The 23,288-nt window shown below is 72.7% G+C and carries 21 protein-coding genes and 1 pseudogene; 16 read left to right on the top strand and 6 right to left on the bottom strand.

Going from position 1 to position 23,288, the window contains the following annotated elements:
- The first annotated feature begins 4 nt into the window (after positions 1-4).
- The 4 genes from carA to QQK49_RS09520 are packed head-to-tail and all read left to right on the top strand — an operon-like array spanning position 5 to position 6,709.
- Positions 5-1,171, top strand: a complete 1,167-nt coding sequence (gene carA, locus QQK49_RS09535; protein WP_284303704.1) for a glutamine-hydrolyzing carbamoyl-phosphate synthase small subunit — start codon at positions 5-7, stop codon at positions 1,169-1,171.
- The gene (carB, locus tag QQK49_RS09530; protein ID WP_284303703.1) at positions 1,171-4,536 is read left to right on the top strand and encodes a carbamoyl-phosphate synthase large subunit; all 3,366 of its coding nucleotides are present in this window, start codon (positions 1,171-1,173) and stop codon (positions 4,534-4,536) included. The genes carA and carB overlap by 1 nt, the downstream gene beginning before the upstream one ends.
- On the top strand, positions 4,533-5,612 hold the full coding sequence (locus QQK49_RS09525) for a dihydroorotate dehydrogenase electron transfer subunit (RefSeq protein ID WP_284303702.1): 1,080 nt from the start codon (positions 4,533-4,535) through the stop codon (positions 5,610-5,612). Before carB ends, QQK49_RS09525 begins: the two co-directional genes overlap by 4 nt.
- Positions 5,612-6,709, top strand: coding sequence for a dihydroorotate dehydrogenase (locus QQK49_RS09520; protein WP_284303701.1), 1,098 nt, complete (start codon positions 5,612-5,614; stop codon positions 6,707-6,709). Before QQK49_RS09525 ends, QQK49_RS09520 begins: the two co-directional genes overlap by 1 nt.
- 26 nt (positions 6,710-6,735) lie before the next feature.
- On the opposite strand, the gene QQK49_RS09515 is transcribed toward QQK49_RS09520, so the two are convergent.
- The 4 genes and pseudogenes from QQK49_RS09515 to QQK49_RS09500 all read right to left on the bottom strand — a co-directional run.
- Positions 6,736-7,362, bottom strand: coding sequence for a response regulator (locus QQK49_RS09515; RefSeq protein WP_284303700.1), 627 nt, complete (start codon positions 7,360-7,362; stop codon positions 6,736-6,738).
- Entirely contained in the window at positions 7,359-8,276 is a 918-nt protein-coding gene (locus QQK49_RS09510; RefSeq protein WP_284305869.1) for a sensor histidine kinase, read from the bottom strand. The genes QQK49_RS09515 and QQK49_RS09510 overlap by 4 nt, the downstream gene beginning before the upstream one ends.
- Before the next feature lie 340 nt (positions 8,277-8,616).
- Complete coding sequence (locus QQK49_RS09505) at positions 8,617-9,111, bottom strand: MMPL family transporter (RefSeq protein ID WP_284305868.1); 495 nt, start codon at positions 9,109-9,111, stop codon at positions 8,617-8,619.
- Positions 9,112-10,190: 1,079 nt separating this feature from the next.
- Positions 10,191-10,751: pseudogene (locus QQK49_RS09500) on the bottom strand (hypothetical protein); the annotation flags it as partial.
- 173 nt (positions 10,752-10,924) lie between these two features.
- Between QQK49_RS09500 and pyrF the strand changes: the two are divergent.
- From pyrF to metK, 7 genes are all read left to right on the top strand, one after another.
- Positions 10,925-11,824, top strand: a complete 900-nt coding sequence (pyrF, locus tag QQK49_RS09495) for an orotidine-5'-phosphate decarboxylase (protein ID WP_284303699.1) — start codon at positions 10,925-10,927, stop codon at positions 11,822-11,824.
- On the top strand, positions 11,821-12,216 hold the full coding sequence (locus QQK49_RS09490) for a chorismate mutase (protein WP_431310526.1): 396 nt from the start codon (positions 11,821-11,823) through the stop codon (positions 12,214-12,216). Before pyrF ends, QQK49_RS09490 begins: the two co-directional genes overlap by 4 nt.
- A 162-nt stretch (positions 12,217-12,378) precedes the next feature.
- Positions 12,379-12,696, top strand: coding sequence for an integration host factor, actinobacterial type (gene mihF / locus QQK49_RS09485; protein ID WP_284303698.1), 318 nt, complete (start codon positions 12,379-12,381; stop codon positions 12,694-12,696).
- Entirely contained in the window at positions 12,693-13,352 is a 660-nt protein-coding gene (gene gmk / locus QQK49_RS09480) for a guanylate kinase (RefSeq protein WP_284303697.1), read from the top strand. Before mihF ends, gmk begins: the two co-directional genes overlap by 4 nt.
- A gap of 41 nt (positions 13,353-13,393) precedes the next feature.
- Positions 13,394-13,657 (top strand): DNA-directed RNA polymerase subunit omega, encoded by a 264-nt coding sequence (gene rpoZ / locus QQK49_RS09475; protein WP_284303696.1) that lies wholly within the window; start codon positions 13,394-13,396, stop codon positions 13,655-13,657.
- Between the two features lie 92 nt (positions 13,658-13,749).
- Complete coding sequence (locus QQK49_RS09470) at positions 13,750-15,108, top strand: bifunctional phosphopantothenoylcysteine decarboxylase/phosphopantothenate synthase (RefSeq protein ID WP_284305866.1); 1,359 nt, start codon at positions 13,750-13,752, stop codon at positions 15,106-15,108.
- 42 nt (positions 15,109-15,150) lie between these two features.
- Positions 15,151-16,368: a methionine adenosyltransferase gene (metK, locus tag QQK49_RS09465; RefSeq protein ID WP_284303695.1), complete on the top strand. Its 1,218-nt coding sequence runs from the start codon at positions 15,151-15,153 to the stop codon at positions 16,366-16,368.
- An 84-nt stretch (positions 16,369-16,452) separates the two neighbouring features.
- Here metK and QQK49_RS09460 read toward each other — a convergent pair whose 3' ends face one another.
- Together QQK49_RS09460 and QQK49_RS09455 are read right to left on the bottom strand one after the other, a co-directional pair.
- Positions 16,453-16,707, bottom strand: a complete 255-nt coding sequence (locus tag QQK49_RS09460) for a GlgC family sugar phosphate nucleotidyltransferase (RefSeq protein ID WP_488803210.1) — start codon at positions 16,705-16,707, stop codon at positions 16,453-16,455.
- On the bottom strand, positions 16,653-17,690 hold the full coding sequence (locus QQK49_RS09455; RefSeq protein WP_284303693.1) for a glucose-1-phosphate adenylyltransferase family protein: 1,038 nt from the start codon (positions 17,688-17,690) through the stop codon (positions 16,653-16,655). Before QQK49_RS09455 ends, QQK49_RS09460 begins: the two co-directional genes overlap by 55 nt.
- A 157-nt stretch (positions 17,691-17,847) precedes the next feature.
- Here QQK49_RS09455 and QQK49_RS23245 point away from each other — a divergent pair, with 157 nt between their 5' ends.
- The 5 genes from QQK49_RS23245 to QQK49_RS09435 all read left to right on the top strand — a co-directional run bounded on the left by QQK49_RS23245 (position 17,848) and on the right by QQK49_RS09435 (position 23,260).
- A complete protein-coding gene (locus QQK49_RS23245) occupies positions 17,848-18,702 on the top strand; it encodes a primosomal protein N' family DNA-binding protein (RefSeq protein WP_431310525.1) in 855 nt (284 codons plus the stop codon).
- On the top strand, positions 18,615-20,015 hold the full coding sequence (locus QQK49_RS09450; protein ID WP_431310524.1) for a primosome assembly protein PriA: 1,401 nt from the start codon (positions 18,615-18,617) through the stop codon (positions 20,013-20,015). The genes QQK49_RS23245 and QQK49_RS09450 overlap by 88 nt, the downstream gene beginning before the upstream one ends.
- A gap of 152 nt (positions 20,016-20,167) precedes the next feature.
- The gene (gene def / locus QQK49_RS09445; RefSeq protein WP_284303692.1) at positions 20,168-20,698 is read left to right on the top strand and encodes a peptide deformylase; all 531 of its coding nucleotides are present in this window, start codon (positions 20,168-20,170) and stop codon (positions 20,696-20,698) included.
- Positions 20,698-21,630, top strand: a complete 933-nt coding sequence (gene fmt / locus QQK49_RS09440; RefSeq protein ID WP_284303691.1) for a methionyl-tRNA formyltransferase — start codon at positions 20,698-20,700, stop codon at positions 21,628-21,630. The genes def and fmt overlap by 1 nt, the downstream gene beginning before the upstream one ends.
- A complete protein-coding gene (locus tag QQK49_RS09435; protein ID WP_284303690.1) occupies positions 21,623-23,260 on the top strand; it encodes an RsmB/NOP family class I SAM-dependent RNA methyltransferase in 1,638 nt (545 codons plus the stop codon). The genes fmt and QQK49_RS09435 overlap by 8 nt, the downstream gene beginning before the upstream one ends.
- Positions 23,261-23,288 lie beyond the last annotated feature (28 nt).

Below are 23,288 nucleotides of genomic sequence, written 5' to 3'. Positions count from 1 at the left end.
CCGCATGGGTCCGAACTCCCTGTTCTCGCGGCCCCCGGCCGTCCTCGTGCTCGAGGACGGCCGGGTGTTCGCCGGCTCCGCGTACGGCGCGGTGGGTGAGACCGTCGGCGAGGCGGTCTTCTCCACGGGTATGAGCGGCTATCAGGAGACGCTCACCGACCCGAGCTTCCACCGGCAGGTCGTCGTCATGACGGCCCCGCACATCGGCAACACCGGTGTCAACGACGAGGACGGGGAGTCGGCCCGTATCTGGGTCAGCGGGTACGTCGTCCGCGATCCCGCGCTGCGTCCCTCGAACTGGCGCAGCCGCCGCACCCTGGAGGACGACCTGCGCGAGCAGGGCGTCGTCGGTATCAGCGACATCGACACGCGCGCGCTGACCCGGCACCTGCGGGAGTCCGGCGCGATGCGGGTCGGGATCTTCTCCGGGCTCGCGGCGGGCGAGCCGCAGGACGTGCTGCTGGATCGGGTGCGGGCCTCGGCGCCCATGGCCGGGGCCGCACTCGCCGCCGACGTGACGACGCGCGAGCCGTACGTCGTTGCGGCCGAAGGGGATCGGCGGTTCACCGTGGCCGCCGTCGACCTCGGCATCAAGGCGAACACGCCCCGGCTGCTGGCCCACCGCGGCATCGACGTGCACGTGCTGCCGATCTCCTCGACCCTGGCCGACATCCGTGCCACGGGCGCCGACGGGGTGTTCTTCAGCAACGGCCCCGGTGATCCGGCCACGGCCGACGCGGAGGTGGGCCTGCTGCGGGAGGTCCTCGAGGCGGGGCTGCCGTTCTTCGGCATCTGCTTCGGCAACCAGCTCCTCGGCCGGGCCCTCGGACTCGGCACCTACAAGCTCAAGTACGGGCATCGGGGCATCAACCAGCCGGTGCTCGACCGGGCCACCGGGCGGGTCGAGATCACCTCCCAGAACCACGGGTTCGCCGTCGACTGGCCCAACGAAGAGTTGACCCCGATCGACACCGAGTTCGGGCGGGTCGAGGTCAGCCACATCTGTCTCAACGACAACGTCGTCGAGGGGCTGCGGCTGCTCGACCGCCCGGCCTTCTCGGTGCAGTACCACCCAGAGGCCGCCGCCGGCCCCCACGACAGCGAGTACTTGTTCGACCGGTTCGTGGAGATGCTCGCCGCGGCCCGGACCTCGGCAGGGAAGGACGCCTGATGCCGAAGAGAGACGACCTCCGGTCGGTGCTGGTCATCGGATCAGGACCCATCGTCATCGGTCAGGCGGCCGAGTTCGACTACTCCGGCACCCAGGCGTGCCGGGTGCTCAAGCAGGAGGGCCTGCGGGTCGTCCTGGTCAACTCCAACCCGGCCACGATCATGACCGACCCCGAGATCGCCGACGCCACCTATGTGGAGCCGATCGAGCCGCGGGTGCTCGAGAAGATCATCGCGAAGGAGCGTCCCGACGCGGTCCTCGCGACCCTCGGTGGCCAGACGGCACTCAACGCGGCGATCGCGTTGCACGAGAACGGGATCCTCGAGAAGTACGGCTGCCCGTTGATCGGTGCCAACGTCGAGGCCATCGAACTCGGCGAGAACCGCGAGGCGTTCAAGGGCGTCGTCCAGCGCTGCGGTGCCGAGTCGGCGCGCAGCGTGGTCTGCCACACGATGGACGAGGTCTGGGCCGGGGCCGAGGACCTCGGGTATCCGATGGTGGTGCGGCCCAGCTTCACCATGGGCGGGCTCGGCTCCGGCTTCGCCCACACCCCCGAGGACCTGCAGCGCTACGCGGGTTCGGGTCTGCACGACTCCCCGACCAACGAGGTGCTCCTGGAGGAGTCGATCCTCGGGTGGAAGGAGTACGAGCTCGAGGTCATGCGCGACCACGCCGACAACGTCGTGGTCGTGTGCTCGATCGAGAACCTCGACCCGATGGGCGTGCACACCGGCGACTCCATCACGGTCGCACCGGCGCTCACCCTCACCGACCGCGAGTACCAGCGGCTGCGCGACATCGGCATCGCGGTCATCCGCGAGGTCGGCGTCGACACGGGCGGCTGCAACATCCAGTTCGCCGTCAACCCGACCGACGGACGCGTCATCGTCATCGAGATGAACCCGCGCGTCTCCCGGTCCTCGGCGCTGGCCTCGAAGGCCACGGGCTTCCCGATCGCCAAGATCGCCGCCAAGATGGCCATCGGCTACACGCTGGACGAGGTCGACAACGATATAACCCAGGTCACGCCTGCCAGCTTCGAGCCGACGCTGGACTACGTCGTGGTCAAGGTGCCGCGGTTCGCGTTCGAGAAGTTCCCGGCCGCCGACCCGACGCTGACGACGACGATGAAGTCGGTCGGTGAGGCCATGGCGATCGGGCGCAACTTCACCGAGGCGCTGCAGAAGGCGCTGCGGTCGGTGGAGAAGAAGGGCAGCTCGTTCCACTGGCGCGCCGACGCCCGGCCGAACTCCGAGCAGGCCCGGGCGTTGCTCCAGGAGGCCGTCACCCCCACCGACGGACGTCTGGTGCTCGTGCAGCAGGCGCTGTGGGGCGGGTGCACCGTCGAGGAGGTCCACGGCGCCACCGGCATCGACCCGTGGTTCCTCGACCAGATCCAGTTGCTCAACGACCTCGCCGACCACCTGCGGACCGTGGTCGGCGACACCCGCGCCCTCAGCCCCGAGGTCCTGGCCCTGGCCAAGCGGCATGGATTCTCCGACGCGCAGATCGCCGAACTGACGGGCATGACCGAGGCCGTGGTCCGCGGCGTGCGGCACGCCCTGGGCATCCGGCCGGTCTACAAGACGGTCGACACGTGCGCGGCGGAGTTCGCGGCCACGACCCCCTACCACTACTCCTCCTACGACTCCGAGACGGAGGTGGGGGCGCGCACCAAACCGGCCGTCATCATCCTCGGCTCGGGCCCCAACCGCATCGGTCAGGGCGTCGAGTTCGACTACTCCTGCGTGCACGCCAGCTTCGCGTTGCGCGACGCCGGATTCGACACCGTGATGGTCAACTGCAACCCCGAGACCGTCTCGACCGACTACGACACGAGCTCCCGGCTGTACTTCGAGCCCCTCACCCTCGAGGACGTGCTCGAGGTCGTCCACGCCGAGCAGGCCGCCGGCCCGGTGGCGGGCGTCATCGTGCAGCTCGGTGGCCAGACCCCGCTCGGGCTCGCGGCGGCGCTCAAGGCCGAGGGGGTGCCGATCGTCGGCACGAGCCCCGAGGCCATCGACCTCGCCGAGGACCGCGGCCACTTCGGGCGCATCCTCGCCGAGGCCGGGCTGCCCGCACCGCGCCACGGCGTCGCCTTCGACGTCGAGGAGGCCGTGCAGATCGCCCACGGCATCGGCTATCCCGTGCTCGTGCGTCCGAGTTACGTGCTCGGCGGCCGCGGCATGGAGATCGTCTACGACGACGAGACGCTCACCCGGTACATCCGAGGCGCCACCACTCTGACCCACGGCGAGACCCAGCACCCGGTGCTCATCGACCGGTTCCTCGACGACGCCGTCGAGATCGACGTCGATGTGTTGTTCGACGGCCACGACATGTACCTCGGCGGCATCATGGAGCACATCGAGGAGGCCGGGATCCATTCCGGTGACTCGGCGTGCGTCATCCCGCCGGTCACCCTCGGGCGGGGCGAACTGGAGCGCGTGCGCGAGTCCTCCCGGGCACTGGCCGCGGGGCTCGGCGTCCACGGCCTCATGAACGTGCAGTTCGCCCTCACCGGTGACGTGCTCTACGTGCTCGAGGCCAACCCGCGCGCCTCGCGGACGGTGCCGTTCGTCGCCAAGGCGACCGGGGTTCCGCTGGCCAAGGCCGCGGCCCGGGTCATGCTCGGAGCCACCATCGCCGACCTGCGCCGGGAGGGCTTGCTGCCCGCCACCGGCGATGGGGGACTCCTGCCGGTGGACGCCCCCGTGTCGGTCAAGGAGGCGATCCTGCCGTTCAAGCGGTTCCGCACCGCGACCGGTGAGGTGGTCGACTCCGTCCTCGGGCCCGAGATGCGGTCCACGGGTGAGGTCATGGGCATCGACACCGACTACGGCGCGGCGTTCGCCAAGACCCAGATGGGCAGCCTGTGGGGGTTGCCCACCTCGGGGCGAATCTTCGTCTCGATGGCCAACCGCGACAAGCGGGCCATGATCTTTCCCGTCATGCGTCTGGCGGAGTTGGGATTCGAGATCCTCGCCACGCAGGGAACGGCAGAAGTCTTGCAGCGCAACGGGATCTCCTCGACGATCGTGCGCAAGCACTCCGACGGGCCGGGCCCGGACGGTGATCCCACCATCGTCCAGCAGATCCTCGACGGCCGGGTCGACATGGTCGTCAACACGCCCGGCACGGGCGACGCGCGACGGGACGGATACACGATCCGCACGGCGACGACGAGCATGGACAGGCCGATCATCACGACGGTCCAGCAGCTCGGCGCCGCGGTGCACGGCATCGAATCGCTCCTGCGTGGCGACCTGCGGGTCGCCTCGCTGCAGGAGCACGCCGCGCGACTGCGTCACGCGGGCAGCGAGTCCGGAGGCGACGGGGCCACCGGTGAAATGGAGAGGTCATGAGCGAGAACCCGACCGCGGTCCGTGAGCGGGGCGAGCCGGGAGTCCGGCAGGTGCAGGCGCGTGTGGTCGCGACCCGCACCGAGGGCGCCTACCGGTACATGACCTTCGCGGCCCCCGGAGTTCCGGCGCTCGCCAAGCCGGGTCAGTTCGTGGCACTCACCGTCGGCGGCCCGACCTCGGCGCTGCTCCTGCGCCGCAGCTTCTCCATCCATGCGGCGAGCCCGGCGACCGAGGAGGGCGAGGAGGACATCCTCGACCTCGTCATCGCCCCGCACGCCCCGGGCACCGAGTGGCTGACGTCGCGTGAGGTGGGCGATGTCGTCGACCTCGTCGGGCCGCTGGGGCGGGCGTTCCCGATCCCGCGCGAGAAGGTGTCGTGCGTGCTGGTCGGGGGCGGGTACGGCAGCGCGGCGCTGTTCTCCCTGGCGATGACGCTGCGGGACCGCGGATGCCGCGTCGAGCTCGTGCTGGGTGCGGCGACGAAGGACAAGCTGTTCGGCGCCTACAAGGGCGACCGGTACGCCGACGGCGTCACCATCACGACCGACGACGGCTCGCTGGGTACGAAGGGGTGGGTCAGCGACGTGCTGCCCGACCTGCTCACGCGGACCGAGGCCGGCGTCGTGTACGCGTGCGGACCGATGGCCATGCTCGAGTCGGTGGCGGGGATCTGCGGCCAGGCGGGTGTGGTCAGTCAGCTCGCCGTCGAGGAGTCGATGGCCTGCGGTGTCGGGGTCTGCATGACGTGTGTGCTGCCGGTGGTGGGCAATGACGGGGTGACCCGGATGGTCCGTTCGTGTGTGGAGGGACCGGTGTTCCGCGGCGACCGTCTGCGGTGGGACTCGATCGCCGGGGGCCGCTCGGTCGTCCCCGACGACTGCCTGGGCGCGCCCGTTCCTGCCGTCCCGTCCACCCCGGTCGAGGGGGCCGAGGGCCTGGACCGCGAGGCGATGGAGCCGGCGGGTCGGGAGGATCTCGCCGACAGCGCCGTGGGGCGCCCGCCGGAGACGGCCGGGGTGACGAGCTCCGAGGTCGCGGGCGCCGAGGGCGACGACACGGTGGAGGGTGAGCGCTGATGTTCGACTGGTTGAAGGGTGAGAAGAAGGGCGACGCCGGGGTGCCTGAGGACTCCTCGGGGTCCGCCGGGAGCGCCGAGGCGAGCTCGCCGGGTGCGTCGCCGGACAGTGGCGACCACTCACGGGCGGAGTTGCTCGAGAAGGCCAGGGCCGCAGTCGACCTCGGAGTCGATCTCGCGGGATCGGCGCTGCCCAACCCGGTGATGACCGCCTCGGGATGTGCGGCGAACGGTCGTGAGCTGGACCGGTTCTTCGACGTGTCCGAGCTGGGTGCGTTCGTGACCAAGACAGTCATGGCGCAGCCCCGGTCGGGCCGCGGCACCCCGCGGATGGCGGAGACCGCGAGCGGGATGCTCAACTCGATCGGCCTGCAGGGGCCCGGGATCGAGGCGTTCTGCGCGCAGGACCTGCCGTGGCTGGCCGAACGCGGGGCGAAGGTGATCGTCTCCATCGCCGGGCACGACGCGGAGGAGTTCGCCCACGTGGCGCGCGTCCTGCGTGATAGTGACGCGGCCGGGGCGGTGGCGGGGGTGGAGGTCAACATCTCCTGCCCGAACGTGGCCAACCGCGGCTTGGTGTTCAGTTGTGACCCGGCGTCCTCGGCGCAGGTCGTCTCGGCGGTGGTCGCCGAACTGCCCTCGCAGTGGCCTGCCTTCGCCAAACTGACCGCCGATGTCACCGACATCGTCGGCATCGCCCGAGCCGCGCTGGATTCAGGGGCCCAGGGACTCACGGCGATCAACACCCTGCTCGGCATCCGCATCGACACCCGGGCCATGCGCCCGCATCTGGGCGGCATCACCGGCGGTCTGTCCGGCCCGGCGATCCGGCCAGTGGCCGTCCGCGCCGTGTGGCAGTTGCGCGCGGCGATGCTGGCCGGCGCGATCCCGACCGCGCCGATCATCGGTGTCGGTGGCATCGGCTCGGGTGAGGACGCCCTGGAGTTCCTGGCCGCGGGCGCGAGCGCCGTCCAGGTGGGTACCGTGACCTTCCACGACCCGAGCGCGCCCCTGCGCGTGCGCGACGAGCTGGCCCTCGCCCTGCACGAGCGGGGTATCGACTCGGCACGCGAGATCGTCGGCGCGGCCCACGGCTGACCCGCCCGTGTCCTCCGACGCGGGTCTCAGCGCAGGAGCCCGGCCTCGCGGGCCGCGGCGACGGCTCCGGTGCGTGAGTCGACGCCGAGTTTCTCGAAGACGTGGACGAGGTGGGTCTTGACCGTGGCCTCGGAGATACACAACTCGCGGGCCACGGCGCGGTTGGTCAGGCCGCGGCCCACGGCACCGAGCACGGCGACCTCCCGGTCGGTGAGCTGGGGGCGGGGGCTGCGCATCCGGGTGATGAGCCGCTGGGCGACACGCGGCGCGAGCGCCGTCTCACCGCGGGCGGCGGCCTCGACGGCGCCGAGCAGGTCGTCCGGGGGCGCGTCCTTGAGCAGGTACCCGGCAGCGCCCGCCTCGACGGCGCGCAGGATGTCGGCGTCGGTGTCGTAGGTCGTGAGGATGAGCACCGGTGGGCCGTCCGCCGAGCGGATCCGCTCCGTCGCTGCGACCCCGTCCATGCCCGCACCCATCTGTAGGTCCATGAGGACGACGTCGACCTCCAGCGAGCCCAGCAGCGCCAGCGCGCGCTCCCCGGTCTCGGCCTCGCCGGCCACCTCGATGCGCCCCGAGGCCGTCAGGAGGGTGCGCAGCCCCGCGCGGACGACCGGGTGGTCGTCGACGATGAGCACCGTCAGCGGCTCGGTCACGGGCGGTCCTTCGCGTCGGCCAGGGGGATGGTCGCGGTGAGGACGGTGCCCTCCCCGGGAGTGGACTCCACACCCAGGGTGCCACCGAGCCCGGCGAGACGTTCCCGCATCACGCGCAGCCCGAACCCGGTGCCGCCGAGCGGCGCGGTCCGCGGGGCGTCGGGGTCGAACCCCCGGCCGTCGTCGACCACCTCGAGCGTCACCCGATCGACGGACCGCGTCAGCGTCACTCCCACGCGCGCTGCGCCGGAGTGCAGGCGCACGTTGGCGAGCGCACTCTGCGCGATCCGCAGCAACGCCACCTCGTGCGCCGTGGGCAGCGAGCCGACGTCGAGGGCATCCAGCGAGGCCGAGATGCCCGTCTGCTCCTCCAGACGTGCCACCAGCCGGGCCAGCGCCGCGGGCAACGGCGCGGACTCCAGACTCGCCGGGGTGAGCGCGTGCACGACGCGTCGCGCCTCCTCGAGGTGTTCGAGCGCCGTGCTCTCGATCTGAGTGAGCACGGGGCTGTCCTTCTCGGCGCTGTCCTTCTCGGCCGCGAGACCGGCGCGGGAGAGGAGCACGATGGCCGAGAACCCCTGGGCGAGGGTGTCGTGGATGTCACGGGCCAGACGTGCGCGCTCGGCGTGGACGCCCGCCTCCCGCTGGGTGGAGGCGAGTTCGTCGTGGACGACGACGAGATCGTCCTGGGCGGCGAGGAGTTCGGCGACCAGACGCCGGCGCTGTTCGCTCTCGGCGAGGATGCGGCGGTAGAGCAGACCGGTACCGGCCGCGACGATCGCGCCGACGACCGGCCCGGCCACCTGACCGAAGAGGTTGCCGACTCCCGCGTGCACGTGAACGCCGACGACCACGCAGGACAGCGCGGTGATGAGGACCAGGGCCGACCGACCGGGCAGCAGGTGGATGCTCATGAGGAACAGCGCGAACGCGACCCACGAGAAGTCGGGGGAGAGCATGAGCAGCCCGATCCAGCAGGCGAGCAGGACGGCGAACCACCCGAGCCGGGCCGCACCGGGCGCGCGCAGTCGGCCGACCAGCGCGCCCGCCACGTACCAGGCGGCGGTGAGCGCCGCCGCCACGAAGACGGCCGTCTGTTGCCCGGCGTCCAGCGATCCCACGTGCACTGTGCGCACCGCCCCGAGCGTGAGCAACACGCCGAACAGCAGGTGTTGCCCGATCTCGAGGTACCGCGCGGCGCTCACCTCCAGGGCGGGCACGGTGGGGGTCGACATCCCCCATTGTCGGCCTCGCTCACGCCTCGCGCCGCACCTGCCCGTGCCCCGCGCGGCCGAGACCGGCCCACATGCGGTCGCCGAGGAGCGCGAACAGGGCGGGCACGACCACGGTGCGCACGAAGAACGTGTCGATGAGCACGCCGAGACCGACGATGAGGCCGAGCTGACCGAGGACGACGAGCGGCAGCACCCCGAGCGCCGCGAACACGGCCGCCAGCACGAGACCCGCGCTGGTGATGACGACCCCCGTCGAAGAGATCGCCGCGACGACCGCCCGCCGCGTCCCCCTCGCGCGGGACTCCTCCAGGGTGCGGTGGGCGAGGAACATCGTGTAGTCGACGCCGAGCGCGACGAGGAAGAGGAAGGCCAGCAGCGGCACGAGGGCGTCGATGGCGGGGAACCCGAAGAACCACTCGCCGACCCGGATGCCCGCGCCGATCGCGGCCGCCGAACTCGCGACGGTCGCCGACAGCAGCACGGCCGGGGCGACGAGGGCACGCAGCAGGGCCACGAGGACGAGGAACACGACCCCGAGGATGAGGGGGCGATGACGCCGAAGTCCCGCCACGAGGCGTCCAGGGCGTCGACGTCCTCGGCGACGGCGCCGCCGACGCGGGCGTCCGATCCGGGCACGGCGTGCACGGCGGCCCGGAGGTTCCGGACGGTCTCGAGGGCCGCCGGGCTGCCCGGAAGGGCATCGAGGGGGACCCGGAGGCGCACGAGCGCGTCCTGCTCACCCACCGGGGTGACGCGGGTGACTCCCGGAACCGCGGCGGCCGCCTCCCTGACCGCCTCGGCGGCACCGGCGTTCGCGAGGATCGTCAACGGCGACACCTCACCGGGTGGGAAGTGGGCCGAGAGCACCTCCAGACCCTCGGCGGACTCCGAGGCGACCGTGAAGCGCTCGGTCTGGGTCAGGCCGACGCGGGTGCCGATCATGCCGGCCGCGAGGATGCCGAGGACGACGACCGAGACGGCCACGACGACGACTGGGCGGGCCGTGACGCCGGTGGCCAGGCGCGCGAGCAGCGACGTACGGGTGACCTCCTGTCCGGGGCGTGGCACGAACGGCCAGAAGATCCCCCGCCCGGCGATCGCGAGCAGCGCCGGGAGCAGCGTGAGGGAGGCGGCCAGGGCGATGAGCAGGCCCACCGCGGTCGGCAGCGCCAGACCGAAGGTGCCCGGCGACGTGGCGAGCAGCAGGGTGAGCAGCGCGAGGACGACGGTGAGGTTGCTCGCGACGATGGCCGGCGCGGCCTTGCGCCAGGCGAGGGCGAGGGCCCGCCGATGGTCGTCGTGGCGGCGCAGCTCCTCGCGGTAGCGGGAGACGAGCAGCAGCGCGTAGTTGGTGCCGGCGCCGAAGACCAGGACGCTGACGATGCCCGCGTCGAAGGCGAAACCCCACGTCGCACTCATCTGCGCGGTGAGGGCGGCCACGGCGCGGTCGGCGAGGCCGATGACGATGAGCGGCACCATCCACAGCACGGGGGAGCGGTAGGTGAGCAGCAGGAGCACGGCGACGATGGCGATCGTCGTCGCGAGCAGCCGCAGGTCGGCACCGTCGAACGCGGCGGCGATGTCGACACCGAACGCGGGGCCGCCGGTGACGTAGGTGTCCAGACCGGGCAGCGGGGCGGTGCCGAGCGCCGCACGGACGGCCTCGATCTGAGGGCGCAGCTCCTCGGTCGCGCCCGGCGAGATCGGCAGCGGGGTCATCGCGGCACGCCCGTCCTCCGAGACGAACGCGCGACCGGGCTCGACGCCGAGCGCCGCCGCGGCCTGGCGCGTGGCACCCTCGACAGCGGTGCGGTCGGCGTCGGTGAGCACGGCCCCGTCGTGCCGGAGCGCGAGCACGAGCGCGGGCGCCTCGTCGGCCGCGGGGAAGTGGTCGGCGAGCAACCCTGCGACGACGGCCGACTCGCTGTCGGTCGGCACCGAGGAGAGCGCCGCGGGACTCTCCGCGGAACGGAACGCCCCGATGAGAGCGCCGAGGACGGCGAGGGCGAGCAGCGCGGTGACCCACGCGCCACGGCGGCCGGTGATGGCGGCCGGCAGACGCGGGACGCGAGGGTCCGGCGCCCCGGGCCGGGGATCGGGGTGTGCCTCAGCCGATCGCGAGATGTGGCGCGGCAGTGTCGAACTCGAGCTCATCGGGGGTCCTTCCGGCAGTGGTGGCCGCGGGTCGCGCGACCATGACCTCCAGTGGACCGGCCGGGGCGCCACCGGCACATCGCGCGGACGATGGGTCCGGCGTCCATCGAAGGATGGAGACCGGCCCGGCGAGGCGTGTCCGCGGTCGGTGGGCGACGGTAAGGTCTGTGGCCGTGAGCACCTCCGATCAGCTGCCCTCCCCGCCCGACCGCCCCTTCGGTGAGCGCCTGAGGGAGGCGATGGACGCCCACGGCCCGCTCTGCGCGGGCATCGACCCCCACGCCGCCCTCCTGAGCGCCTGGGGACTGCCCGACGACATCGAAGGACTGGACGCGTTCTCGAGGATTTGCGTCGAGGCGTTCGCCGGTGAGGTCGCCTGTGTCAAGCCGCAGTCGGCGTTCTTCGAGCGGTTCGGCTCCGCGGGCGTCGCGATCCTCGAACGCACCCTGGCCGACCTGCGTGAGGTCGGCACGCTCACCCTCCTCGACGTCAAGCGCGGCGACATCGGCTCGACGATGGGCGGCTACGCCCAGGCCTACCTGGGCGCCACCGCCCCGCTGCGGGCCGACGCGATCACCGTCAGCCCCTACCTCGGTTACGGCTCGCTGCGCCCGGTGCTCGACCTCGCGGCTGAACAGGGGCGGGGCGTCTTCGTGCTCGCGCTCACGTCCAACCCGGAGGGCGCGAGCGTGCAACACGCCCGGCTCGGCGCCGAATCGGTGGCCGGATCGGTGGTCGCGGGCGTCACCGCCGACAACGCGGAGGCCGCGCGGGCCGGCCGGTTGGGCAGCGTCGGCATGGTCGTCGGCGCCACCATCGGGTCGGCGGTCGCCGACCTCGGTCTCGACCTCGCCGCCGCCGACGCGCCGTTGCTGGCGCCCGGCATCGGGGCTCAGGGGGCCACCGCCGAGGACCTGCGCGAGGTCTTCGGCGCGGCCCTGGGCAACGTGCTCGCCTCGAGCAGCCGCGACGTGCTCGGGGCCGGCCCCGACGTCGCGAGTCTGCGTGAGCGGGCCCGGGACGTGGCCGCAGACCTGCGCACGACCCTGTCGACCGGAGGAGACGCGCCGTGACCGAGCGCCCCGAGCAGCCGCAGTCCTCCCCGGCCGCCCCGAACAACCCCGGCGAGTCCCCCGCCGCCTCGGTGCCGGAGGAACTCCTGGAGATCCGGCGCAGCATCGACAACATCGACGCGGCCCTCATCCACCTGCTGGCCGAGCGGTTCAACCACACCCAACGGGTCGGGCGGCTCAAGGCGCGACACGGCCTCCCGCCCGCCGATCCCGAGCGTGAGGCCCTCCAGATCGCCCGCCTACGCACCCTCGCCGGTCATGCCGACCTCGACCCGGACTTCGCCGAGAAGTTCCTCGGATTCCTCGTCGAGGAGGTCATCCGGCATCACCGGGCCATCGCCCGCGAAGAGGCCTCGGGCCGAGGCTCGGACGCAGGCACGGTCACCGACTGAGATCACGACCGTCCGCGGATCTCGGCAGGTCGTACGGGCGTTTCGTTGCACTTTCCGGCCACATTTGGCTAGGTTCGACCCTGACTGGACTCAGACCGACGCATGACCGGGAACTGAAGCCCATCACACCGATCGATTCACTTTTCGCGCCGAGGAGACAACGTGGCACTTCCCCAGCTGACACCCGAGCAGCGCGCCGAGGCTCTCGAGAAGGCTGCTGTGGCTCGTCGCCAGCGGGCCTCGATCAAGAACGCCCTCAAGACCGGCGACACGAGCCTCAAGAAGGTCATCGCCGACGGCAAGAAGGACGACGTCGTCGGCAAGATGAAGGTCTCCTCCCTGCTGGAGTCCATGCCCGGCGTCGGCCGGGTCCGCGCACGTCAGATCATGGACGAGGTCGGTATCTCCGAGACCCGCCGCGTGCGTGGCCTGGGCGCGAACCAGATCGCCGCACTGCTGGAGCGCTTCGGCACCGAGTGAGACCGCAGCCGCAGCACCCGACGGCCTCACCGCGTCGCCTCGTCGTCCTCGCCGGTCCCACGGCGGTCGGCAAGGGCGCGGTGAGTTCGTACATCCGTGAGCACCACCCCGAGGTGTGGCTCTCGGTCTCGGCGACCACGCGGCCACCGCGCCCCGGCGAGGTCGACGGCGAGCACTACCACTTCCTCGACGCCGACACCTTCTCCGCGATGGTCTCGCGCGGTGAGTTCCTCGAGTACGCCGTCGTCCACGGGCGGCACTGGTACGGCACTCCACGGGCCGCGGTCACGAAGCGGCTCGCCGCCGGATCGCCGGTCCTGCTCGAGATCGACCTCTCCGGCGCCCGTCAGGTCCGCCAGTCGATGCCCGACGCGCTGTTCGTCTTCCTCGCCCCGCCGAGCTGGGAGGAACTCGAGCGCCGGTTGGTCGGCCGGGGCACCGAGGGCGAGGAGGAACGCACCCGCCGGCTCGCCACCGCCAAGGTCGAACTGGCCGCCGCGGACGAGTTCGACGTCACCGTCGTCAACGACGAGGTTCGGCGTGCGGCCCGCGAACTCGTATCATTGATGAGTAGCGGCACCGTGCCCGACGCGGGGGCCGCTGACACGACCATCGGGACGACCACCGTTCCCACCGAGGCCGCCGGCCCGCGCTGACGGCCACGCACCACCGACTCCGACGAAACGAGACCCTGCCTGTGTCCGGCACCATCCCGAACCCCGAAGGCATCACCAACCCGCCGATCGACGACCTGCTCGCGATCGCCGACTCCAAGTACGCCCTCGTGATCTACGCCGCCAAGCGCGCGCGCCAGATCAACGCGTACTACAGCCAGCTCTCCGAAGGACTGCTGGAGTACGTGGGGCCGCTGGTCGAGACCGAGATCCACGAGAAGCCGCTGTCGGTGTCCCTGCGCGAGATCAACGACGGCCTGCTCACCTCCACGCCCACCGAAGGCTGAGACCCGTGGCGACGGCGCCCCCGCCGGACAACACGCCCGACCCGGGCCACACCCCCGGGGCCGGCGAGTTCTCCGTCCGGGGGCGCCGCGTCGTGCTCGGTGTCGCCGGTGGCATCGCCGCCTACAAGGCGTGCCTGCTGCTGCGTCTGTTCGCCGAGGCGGGGGCCGACGTCACGGTCGTGCCCACGGCCGCGGCGCTGAAGTTCGTCGGGGCGCCCACCTGGGAGGCCCTCTCGGGCAAGCCGGTCTCGGATCAGGTGTGGGACCGCGTCGAGGAGGTGCCGCACGTGCGCCTCGGCAAGCAGGCCGATCTGGTCGTCGTGGCCCCGGCCACCGCCGACCTCCTGGCCCGTGCCGCGCACGGCCTGGCCGACGACCTGCTCACCAACGTCCTGCTCACCGCGCGCTGCCCGGTGGTGCTCGCCCCTGCCATGCACACCGAGATGTGGGAGCACCCCGCGACGGTCGCCAACTGCTCGACCCTGCGCGAGCGCGGTGTCCACGTCATCGACCCCGCCTCGGGGCGTCTGACCGGCGTCGACACCGGGCCGGGTCGCCTGCCCGAGCCGCAGGAGATCTACGAGGCGTGCCTCGCCATCCTCCAGGCCGATGCGCCCCTCGCCCTCCCCGAGATCTCGACGTCGGACACGGCCGAGCCGTCCGGCGTCTCCGAGATGCCGGAGTCGCCCAGGGCGCAAGGATCCTCGCTGGCCGGACTCGACGTCGTCATCAGCGCAGGCGGCACCCGCGAACCGCTGGACCCCGTGCGCTATCTGGGCAACCGCAGCTCGGGCAAGCAGGGATACGCCCTCGCGACCGTCGCCGCAGCCCGTGGCGCGCAGGTCACCCTCGTCTCCAGCGCCTCCCTGCCGACACCCGCCGGGGTGCGACTGGTCGCGGTCGAGACCGCGCGGGACCTCGAGGCGGCCATGAGCGAGGCCGCGAGGACGGCCGACGTCGTCGTCATGGCCGCGGCCGTGGCCGACTTCCGGCCCGCGACCTACGCCGAGGCCAAGATCAAGAAGACCCAGGCGGCACCCGGCGAGGCCGAGCCGGAGGACGCACCCGTCGTCGAACTCGTCCGCAACCCCGACATCCTCGCCGGCCTCGTGCGCGAGCGGGACTCCCGGCGCGAACGCTCCGGTGAGCCCGGCCCGCTCATCGTCGGGTTCGCCGCCGAGACCGGTGACGCCGAGGGCGACGTCCTGCACCACGCGCGGGCCAAGCTGGCACGCAAGGGCTGTGACCTGCTCGTGGCCAACGAGGTCGGCGTCGGGGTCACCTTCGGCCAGGACGACACCACCGTCCACGTGCTCGGACCGGGCGGCACCCTGCTCGCGCAGGCCGGCCCGACCACCAAGGCGGCCGCCTCGGCCGCCGTGCTGGACGCCGTGGAAGACGCGCTGCGCGACCGTCCCCGACGCTTTGTAGACTCGACCCTCGACCGCTGAGCCACCCGCCGGGTCGTCCCCACCAGTGAGGAGTTCCCACCCGTGTCCCGACTGTTCACCTCCGAGTCCGTCACCGAGGGTCACCCCGACAAGATCTGCGACCAGATCAGTGACTCCATCCTCGACGCGATGCTCGAGCAGGACCCCCACGCGCGTGTCGCCGTCGAGACGATGGTGACGACCGGACTCGTCCACGTCGCCGGGGAGGTCGCGACCACCGGATACGTCGACATCCCCAGCCTGGTGCGCAAGACCATCATCGGTATCGGGTACGACAGCTCCGTCAAGGGATTCGACGGCCGCACCTGCGGCGTCGAGATCTCCATCGGCGAGCAGAGCCGCGACATCGCCCAGGGTGTCGACACCGCGTACGAGAACCGCACCGGTGGCGTCGACCCCCTCGACAAGCAGGGCGCCGGCGACCAGGGCCTGATGTTCGGGTACGCCACCGACGAGACCCCCGAGTACATGCCGCTGCCGATCTTCCTCGCGCACCGGCTCGCCGAGCGGCTCACCGCCGTGCGCAAGTCGGGCCAGATGGCCTACCTGCGTCCCGACGGCAAGACCCAGGTCACGATCGCCTACAACGGCGACCAGGCCGTCTCGCTCGACACCCTCGTCCTGTCGACCCAGCACGCCGAGGACGTGAGCCTCGAGGCGCTGCTGCAGCCCGACGTCGAGAAGCTCATCATCAAGCCCGTCCTGGAGGAGCTCGCCGACTCCGGTGTCGGCATGAACGTCGAGGACTACCGCCTGCTCGTCAACCCGACCGGCAAGTTCGTCGTCGGTGGCCCGATGGGCGACGCGGGCCTGACCGGCCGCAAGATCATCGTCGACACCTACGGCGGCATGGCCCGCCACGGTGGTGGCGCGTTCTCGGGCAAGGACCCCTCGAAGGTCGACCGCTCGGCCGCCTACGCCACCCGCTGGGTCGCCAAGAACGTCGTCGCCGCCGGTCTGGCCAAGCGCTGCGAGGTCCAGACCGCCTACGCCATCGGCAAGGCCCAGCCGGTCGGCCTGTACGTCGAGTGCTTCGGCACCGAGACCAAGCCGTTGGAGGAGATCCAGAAGGCCATCACCACGGTGTTCGACCTGCGCCCGGCCGCCATCGTCGACCAGCTCGACCTGCTGCGTCCGATCTACAAGGCCACCGCCGCGTACGGCCACTTCGGCCGCACCACCGCCGACGGTGTCGTCAACCCCTTCACCTGGGAGAAGACGAACCGCGTCGAGGAGCTGCAGCGCGCGATCAACGGCTGAGGTCTCCCCACCACGCGGTTCCCTCACGCACTCGCGACGACCCGGTAGGCCTGGCCTACCGGGTCGTCGCGGATGCGGGTGGAATCAGGCTGTGGTGCCGGGCTCGAGGCGCGCTCCGGAGTCGATGACGACGCCGCGGCCGACACGGCTCTGCCGGCCCACGAGGGAGACGTCCTCCTCGGCGGGCAGGCGGTCGCCGGTCTCCACGCCGATGCGGGCGTCCCGCTCGATCTCGACCTGGTGGTCGACGATCGCTGTGCCGACGAAGGCCCCGGCGCGGATCGTCACGTCCTCGAAGACGACGCTGTCGACCACCTCGGCCCCGGCCTCGACGACCACACCCGGACCCAGCACGCTGCGCACGACGCGGCCGGCGACGTCGCATCCGGGGAGACCATCGAGTCGACGAGGTCGGCACCCTCGCTGACGAGGGCCGCGGGCCGGTTGGTGGTCGCTCCGAGCAGGGGGCGTCGCGGGTCGTCGAACACGTCGATGCGACCGGCGAGCAGATCGCGGTGGGCGCGCAGGAACGACTCCGGACGGCCGACGTCGCGCCAGTAGCCGGTGTGCGGGTGCACGACGACCGTGCCCTGCTCGATGAGGTGGGGCAGGAGCTTGTCGCCGAAGTCGCCGAGCCCGGTGTCGCCGGCCTCGGACTCGTCGTCACGGTCGTGCAGCTCACCCAGCGCCCGCATGAGGGTGTCCGGGTCGTAGGCGAAGACCTCGGTCGCGACGATCGAGGACGCCGGGCGGGTGGGCTTGTACTGCAGCCCCGAGACGCGCGTGCCCGGCACGCTCGGGTCGCCGTCCACCTCGACGACGGCGTGATTGACGGCCTCGGTCTTGGAGAGGTCGTAGGTGAGGATCGTGACGTCGGCGCCGGCCTCGAGGTGGGTGTCGACGAGGTCGCCGTAGTCGGCCGCGTAGACGTGATCGGCCGAGAGGACGAGCACGACGTCGGGCTCGTGGTGGCGGATCTCGTGCCGGAACCGGCGCAGGAGATCGGCGTTACCCGTGGCGAACCCGCTGCGTTCGGGTCCGCGGCCCTCCTCGGGGCCGATGACGAGCAACCCACCGCGGGTGCGGTCGAGGTCCCACGGCCGGCCGCCGCCGACGGCACGTTCGAGCGAGGACGCGTGGTACTGGACGCACATGAGGATGTCGTCGATCCCGCTGTGCCGCAGGTTGGACAGGGGGAAGTCGATGAGGCGGTGGGTCCCCCCGAAGGGCAGGACGGGTTTGGGCCGCTCTCGGGTGAGCACGTCCATCCGGCTACCGCGGCCGCCGGCGAGGATCATCGCGAGAACGTGGGGAGATCGCATGGGTCGTTTCTACCGCCTCCCGAGTTCCGCCGCGTGTCGAGGGGGCCGGACTTCGGCGGCGCGGGGACCCCTGGGCGGCACGGGAGCCCGGGTGGACACGCCGTGGCCGCGCGGGGCGCGACGAAGGGTTGTCGGCGGGAAGGGGTAGAAACGGGGTATGGCATCGGACGCAGGCGCGCAGCAGGCCCTGGTCGCCGTGCCCGCGACGCCCGAACGGTCCGGACACGCGCAGGGGGCAGCGGAGGCACCGACACCCGAGTCGCCCGTGGCCCTCGTGGCGGTTCAGGTGCCCCTGCCGCACCTCGACCGGGGTTTCGAGTACCGCGTGCCGGCCGAGTTCGACGACGGTGCGGTCCCGGGTGCCCGGGTCAAGGTGCGGTTCGCCGGGCGGGAGGTCGACGGTGTCGTCCTCGAACGGCGGGCACGTCCCGAGCACGCGGGCAGGCTCGCCGACCTGCGGCGGGTCGTCAGTCCCGAGCCGGTGCTCACCCCCGAGATCGCGACGCTGGCCCGCACGGTCGCCGACCGGCACGCCGGCACCTTCGCCGACGTCCTGCGCCTGGCGGTGCCACCCCGGCACGCCCAGGCCGAGAAGGCGCTGACGGCTCGGCCCCCGCAGGCGCCGGTCGATCCGCAGGTGCCCGCGGGCGACGCGGCTCCGTCGGTGGGTGATCCGCCGGGACCGGTGGTCGATCCGCCGGGACCGGGGGTGCCGGCTCACCGCCCGACGCGGAGGTCGTCCCCGCGCCGACGCCGGGCCCGTGGGGTCGCTATCCCGCTGGGGAGAGCTTTCTGCGGCGCATCACCGCGGGTGAGGGGCCGTGGGCGGCGTGGTCGGCGTTGCCGACGACCGATCCCGACCTCGACTGGCCCGCGGCGCTGGCCGCGGCCGCGGCGGCGACGCTCGCAGGCGGTCGAGGAGTGGTGCTGGTCGTGCCGGATCACCGCGACGTCGCCCGCGTGGACGCGGCCCTGCTCGCCGTGCTCGGCAAGGGACGCCACGTGCGTCTGACCGCGGATCAGGGTCCCCAGGCCCGGTACACCGCCTGGCTGTCGGTGCTGCGTGGCCACGTGTCCTGCGTGGTCGGCACCCGGGCCGCCGCGTACGCACCGGTGGCCGACCTCGGTCTGGTCGCCTGGTGGGACGACGGCGACGACCTGCACGCCGAGCCCCGCGCCCCGTACGCGCACATGCGGGAGGTCCTGCGCGCCCGCGCCGAGCAGACCGGGGCCGCCCTGCTCGTCGGAGGGTTCGCGCGGTCGGTCGCCGTCGAGCAGTGGGTCGTCTCCGGCCTGGTCCGCGAGATCGTGCCCGAGCCGGCCGACCGTCGTCGCCTCGCGCGGGTGCACGTCGTCGGTGAGGGACACGACCAGGAGCGCGACGGTCCGGGGGCGCACGCCCACCTGCCCTCGGCCGCGTGGCGCGCCGCCCACGCCGCGTTGGAGTCGGGGCCGGTGCTCGTCCAGGTGCCGCGGCGTGGGTACCTGCCCTCCCTCTCGTGCCAGGAGTGCCGGACGCCGGCGCGGTGCCCGCACTGCCACGGCCCCCTCGCGCTCCCCGGCCCGAACGTGCCCCCCGAATGCCGGTGGTGCGGGCGATCACCGGTCGCCTTCACCTGTGTCCACTGCGGATCGCACCGCTGGCGCAGCAGCGTCGTCGGTGCCCACCGCACGGCCGAAGAGCTGGGTCGGGCCTTTCCGGGAGTCCCGATCCGCACCTCCGGGTCGCCCGAGGTCCTCGAGCGGGTCGAGAACCGCCCGGCCCTCGTCATCGCCACCCCGGGCGCCGAGCCCTACGCCGAGGGCGGCTACGCGGCCACGCTGCTGCTCGACGCCTGGGCCAACATCGACCGCCCGAGGCTGGACGCGGGGGAGGAGGCGCTGCGCCGGTGGCTGACGGCCGCGGCCCTCACACGCGACGCGGCGGCCGGTGGCGTCGTCGTGCTCGCCGGTGCACCCACCCACACCCCGCTGCCGGTGGTCGAGGCCCTGATCCGGTGGAATCCGGAGTGGTTCGCCCGCCGGGAGCTGGCCGAACGCGAGGAGCTGTCGCTGCCGCCCACGGTGTGGATGGCCCGCCTGTCGGGCAGCCAGGCCGGCGTGCGCGCCATCGCCGACGAGTTCGTGGCCGACCTGCGCGACGTCGTCGAGGTCGATCGCCTCGGGCCGATCCCGGTGGGGGAGGAGGTCCACCTGCTGCTCCGGGTCCCGCTCGCCCACGCGGCGGCGGCCACCGCGGCGCTGGCGGCCATCCGACGCACGCGCAGTGCCCGCAAGGAGCGTGACCAGGTCGCCGTCCGCCTCGGCGTGACCGACGTCGGATGATCAGGCTCGTCCGGCCGTCTCCTAGACTGGCGCGTGCGCGCCGCCCGGCCTCCCGGCCGACCGCGCCACGATCGATGCGGGAATCGGCTCGCCTGCGGCCCGAATCGCCATCCCGGCACCACCCCACCCGTTCCCACCCGCGAAGGACCCGCGTGACGACCCTCGACATCCGCCGCCTGGGCGATCCGGTGCTGCGTACCCGGGCGAGCGAGGTCACCGACTTCGACGCCGAACTGCGCGGCCTCGTGCAGGACCTCACCGACTCGATGCTCGAGGCTCCCGGCGCGGGACTCGCGGCCCCGCAGATCGGGGTGGGGTTGCGGGTGTTCACCTACCACGTCGACGGCGTCCTCGGCCACGTCGTCAACCCCGTGCTCAGCCTCGAGGGCGATCTCGAGGAGACCGAGGAGGGATGCCTGTCCATCCCCGGACTGCAGGCGATGCCCCCGCGTGCCCCCCGGGCCGTCGCCACGGGGTTCGACCAGCACGGCGAGCCCGTCCGGATCGAGGGGACCGCCCTGCTCGCGCAGTGCTTCCAGCACGAGACCGACCACCTCGACGGGGTGCTGTTCATCGACCGGCTCGACCCGGTGGCGCGACGTCGCGCGCTCAAGGTCATCCGGTCGGCGTCGTGGGCGGGCGAGGTCGTCGTCAAGGAGAACCCGCACGGCAGGAGGGCCTGATGCGCGTCGTGTTCGCCGGCACCCCCGAGGTGGCCGTCCCGTCCCTGGAGGCCCTCATCGCCTCGGGCCACGAGGTCCTCGCCGTCGTCACCCGCCCGGACGCCCGGGCCGGTCGCGGTCGGGGCCTGCGGCCCAGCCCGGTGCGGGTGTGCGCGCAGGAGGCGGGGATCGAGGTGCTCACCCCCACCACGGTGCGTGACCCGGAGTTCCTCGCACGGTTGACCGACCTGGCCCCGGACGCCGCCCCCGTCGTCGCGTACGGCAACATCGTCCCCCCGGCCGCGCTCGACATCCCCGCGCACGGCTGGATCAACCTGCACTTCTCGCTGCTGCCCGCGTGGCGCGGCGCCGCTCCCGTCCAGCACTCGCTCATCGCCGGCGAGGCCGAGACCGGGGCGTGCACGTTCCTGCTGGAAGAGGGCCTCGACACCGGGCCGATCCTCGATCACCTGCGCGTCGACGTCGACCCGGACGAGACCGCGGGCGAGGTGCTCTCCCGGCTCGCCGTGGCCGGGGCCCGGCTGCTCGTCTCCACCCTGGACGCCCTCGAGGACGGGACGGCGACGCCGCAGGCGCAGGAGGGCGAGCCCAGCTACGCCCCCAAGCTCACCCGGGAGGACGCCCGCATCCACTGGGCCGACCCGGCGCGCGCGGTGCGCAACCGGGTGCGCGGATGCACCCCCGCCCCGGGCGCGTGGACGATGTTCCGCGGCGCCCCGCTCAAGGTGCTCGCGACGTCGGAGGCCGGGCCGGAGCGCGCGGGCGCGACCCTCGCGCCCGGAGAGATCGAGGCGGGTCGGGCCCACGTGCTCGTCGGCACCGGTGACGGGCCGATCGAGCTGACGACGGTGCAACCGCAGGGCAAGAAGCCGATGGCCGCAGCCGACTGGGCCCGGGGCGTCCGGGTGGATCAGGAGACGTTCGATGTCTGAGAACGAACCGGACCGTCCGGACCGCCGCCACGACCGTCGCGGCGGTGGCCGTCCCGAACGCCGGGAGCGGCCCGGCACCGGGCGGGTCGGGTACGGCGGCCAGGCGCGACGCACCGATCCGGGCAAACGCTCCTCCCAGCGACCCTCGGAGCGTCGCCGGCACGCGGACCCGGCCCGATCCGTCGCGTACGAGACCCTGCGGGCCGTGAGCGACGGCGCCTACGCCAACCTCGAGCTGCCGGGGCGGCTGCGGCGGGCCCACCTGGGCGGGCGTGATGCGGCCTTCGCCACCGAACTCGTCTACGGCGTGACCCGCATGCGCGGTTTCTACGACGCCGTGCTCGCGCGCTGCTCGGACCGGGCTCCGGTCGACATGGACCCGCCCGTGCTCGACGTGCTCCGGCTCGGCGTGCACCAGTTGCTCGGCATGCGGGTGCCCGCGCACGCGGCCGTCGACGCCACCGTGGGCCTGACCCGGGGTGAGATCGGGGCCGGTGCCGCCTCCTTCGTCAACGCCGTCCTGCGCCGGGTCAGCGAGACACCCGCCGAGGACTGGATGGGCCTCGTGGCCCCCGGCGCGGGGCGGCGGGCCGAGGGCACCGACGACGGCGCGTTCGAGGCACCGACGAGCCTGGAGGACGTCGGCGTCGCCCACAGCCACCCGGGGTGGATCGTGCGGGCCCTGCGGGCGGCCCTGCTCGCGCACGGGGCGAGCACCCCCGAGACCGTCGACGCCGACCTGCTCGATCTGTTGCACGCCCACAACGTGCCGGCCGACGTCACCCTCATCGCCCGGCCCGGACTCCTCGAGGTCGAGGACCTGCTGGAGGCGGGGGCGTCGCCGGGCACCCTGTCGCCGTACGCGGCGATCCTCACCGAGGGCGGAGACCCCGGCGGGTTCCCGGCCGTGCGTGACGGGCGGGCCGCGGTGCAGGACGAGGGGTCGCAGGTGCTGGTCCTGGCCCTGGTGGAGGCCTACGACCGGCTCGTGGCGCCGGGCGCCTCCGAGCCGCGCTGGTTGGACCTGTGCGCCGGCCCCGGCGGCAAGGCCGGTCTGCTGGCCGCGCTGTCCATCCCGCGCGGGGCGACGCTGTTCGCCAACGAGACCAGCGAGCACCGCGCCGAGCTCGTGGAGTCCGCGGTCGGTGCGGCCATGGACGCCGGCGCCGAGGTGTTCGTCGGTGTGGGCGACGGGCGACGGATCGGGGCGGAGGAGCCGAACTCCTTCGACCTCGTGCTCATCGACGCCCCGTGCACCGGCCTGGGGGCCCTGCGCCGTCGCCCCGACGCCCGCTGGCGGCGCACCCCCGCCGACGTGGGCGACCTCACCGCCCTGCAGGAGGACCTGCTCTCCTCCGGTCTGGACGCGCTCCGGCCCGGCGGCGTCCTCGGGTACGCCACCTGCAGTCCGCACGAGGCCGAGACGATCCAGGTCGTGAACCGCGTCACGCGGGGACGCGCGGATGTCGAACTCCTCGACGCCGGGCGGCTGCTCGACTCGATCAGCCGATCGGGTCATGTCACTGCAGGTCGTGGGTCCTTCGTTCAGTTGTGGCCGCACGTCGAGGGCACCGATGCGATGTTCTTCGCGGTCATGAGGCGTCGAGAGGCCCCGGCAGGCGACCTCTGACGAATGCTTGATCGTTCACAACGGGTGC

Origin of the sequence: Mobilicoccus caccae (genome assembly GCF_030161635.1) — a bacterium.
GTDB lineage: Bacteria > Actinomycetota > Actinomycetes > Actinomycetales > Dermatophilaceae > Mobilicoccus > Mobilicoccus caccae.
Note: the sequence above shows the minus strand (reverse complement) of the source record. Positions and strands in the feature narration are given on the sequence as shown.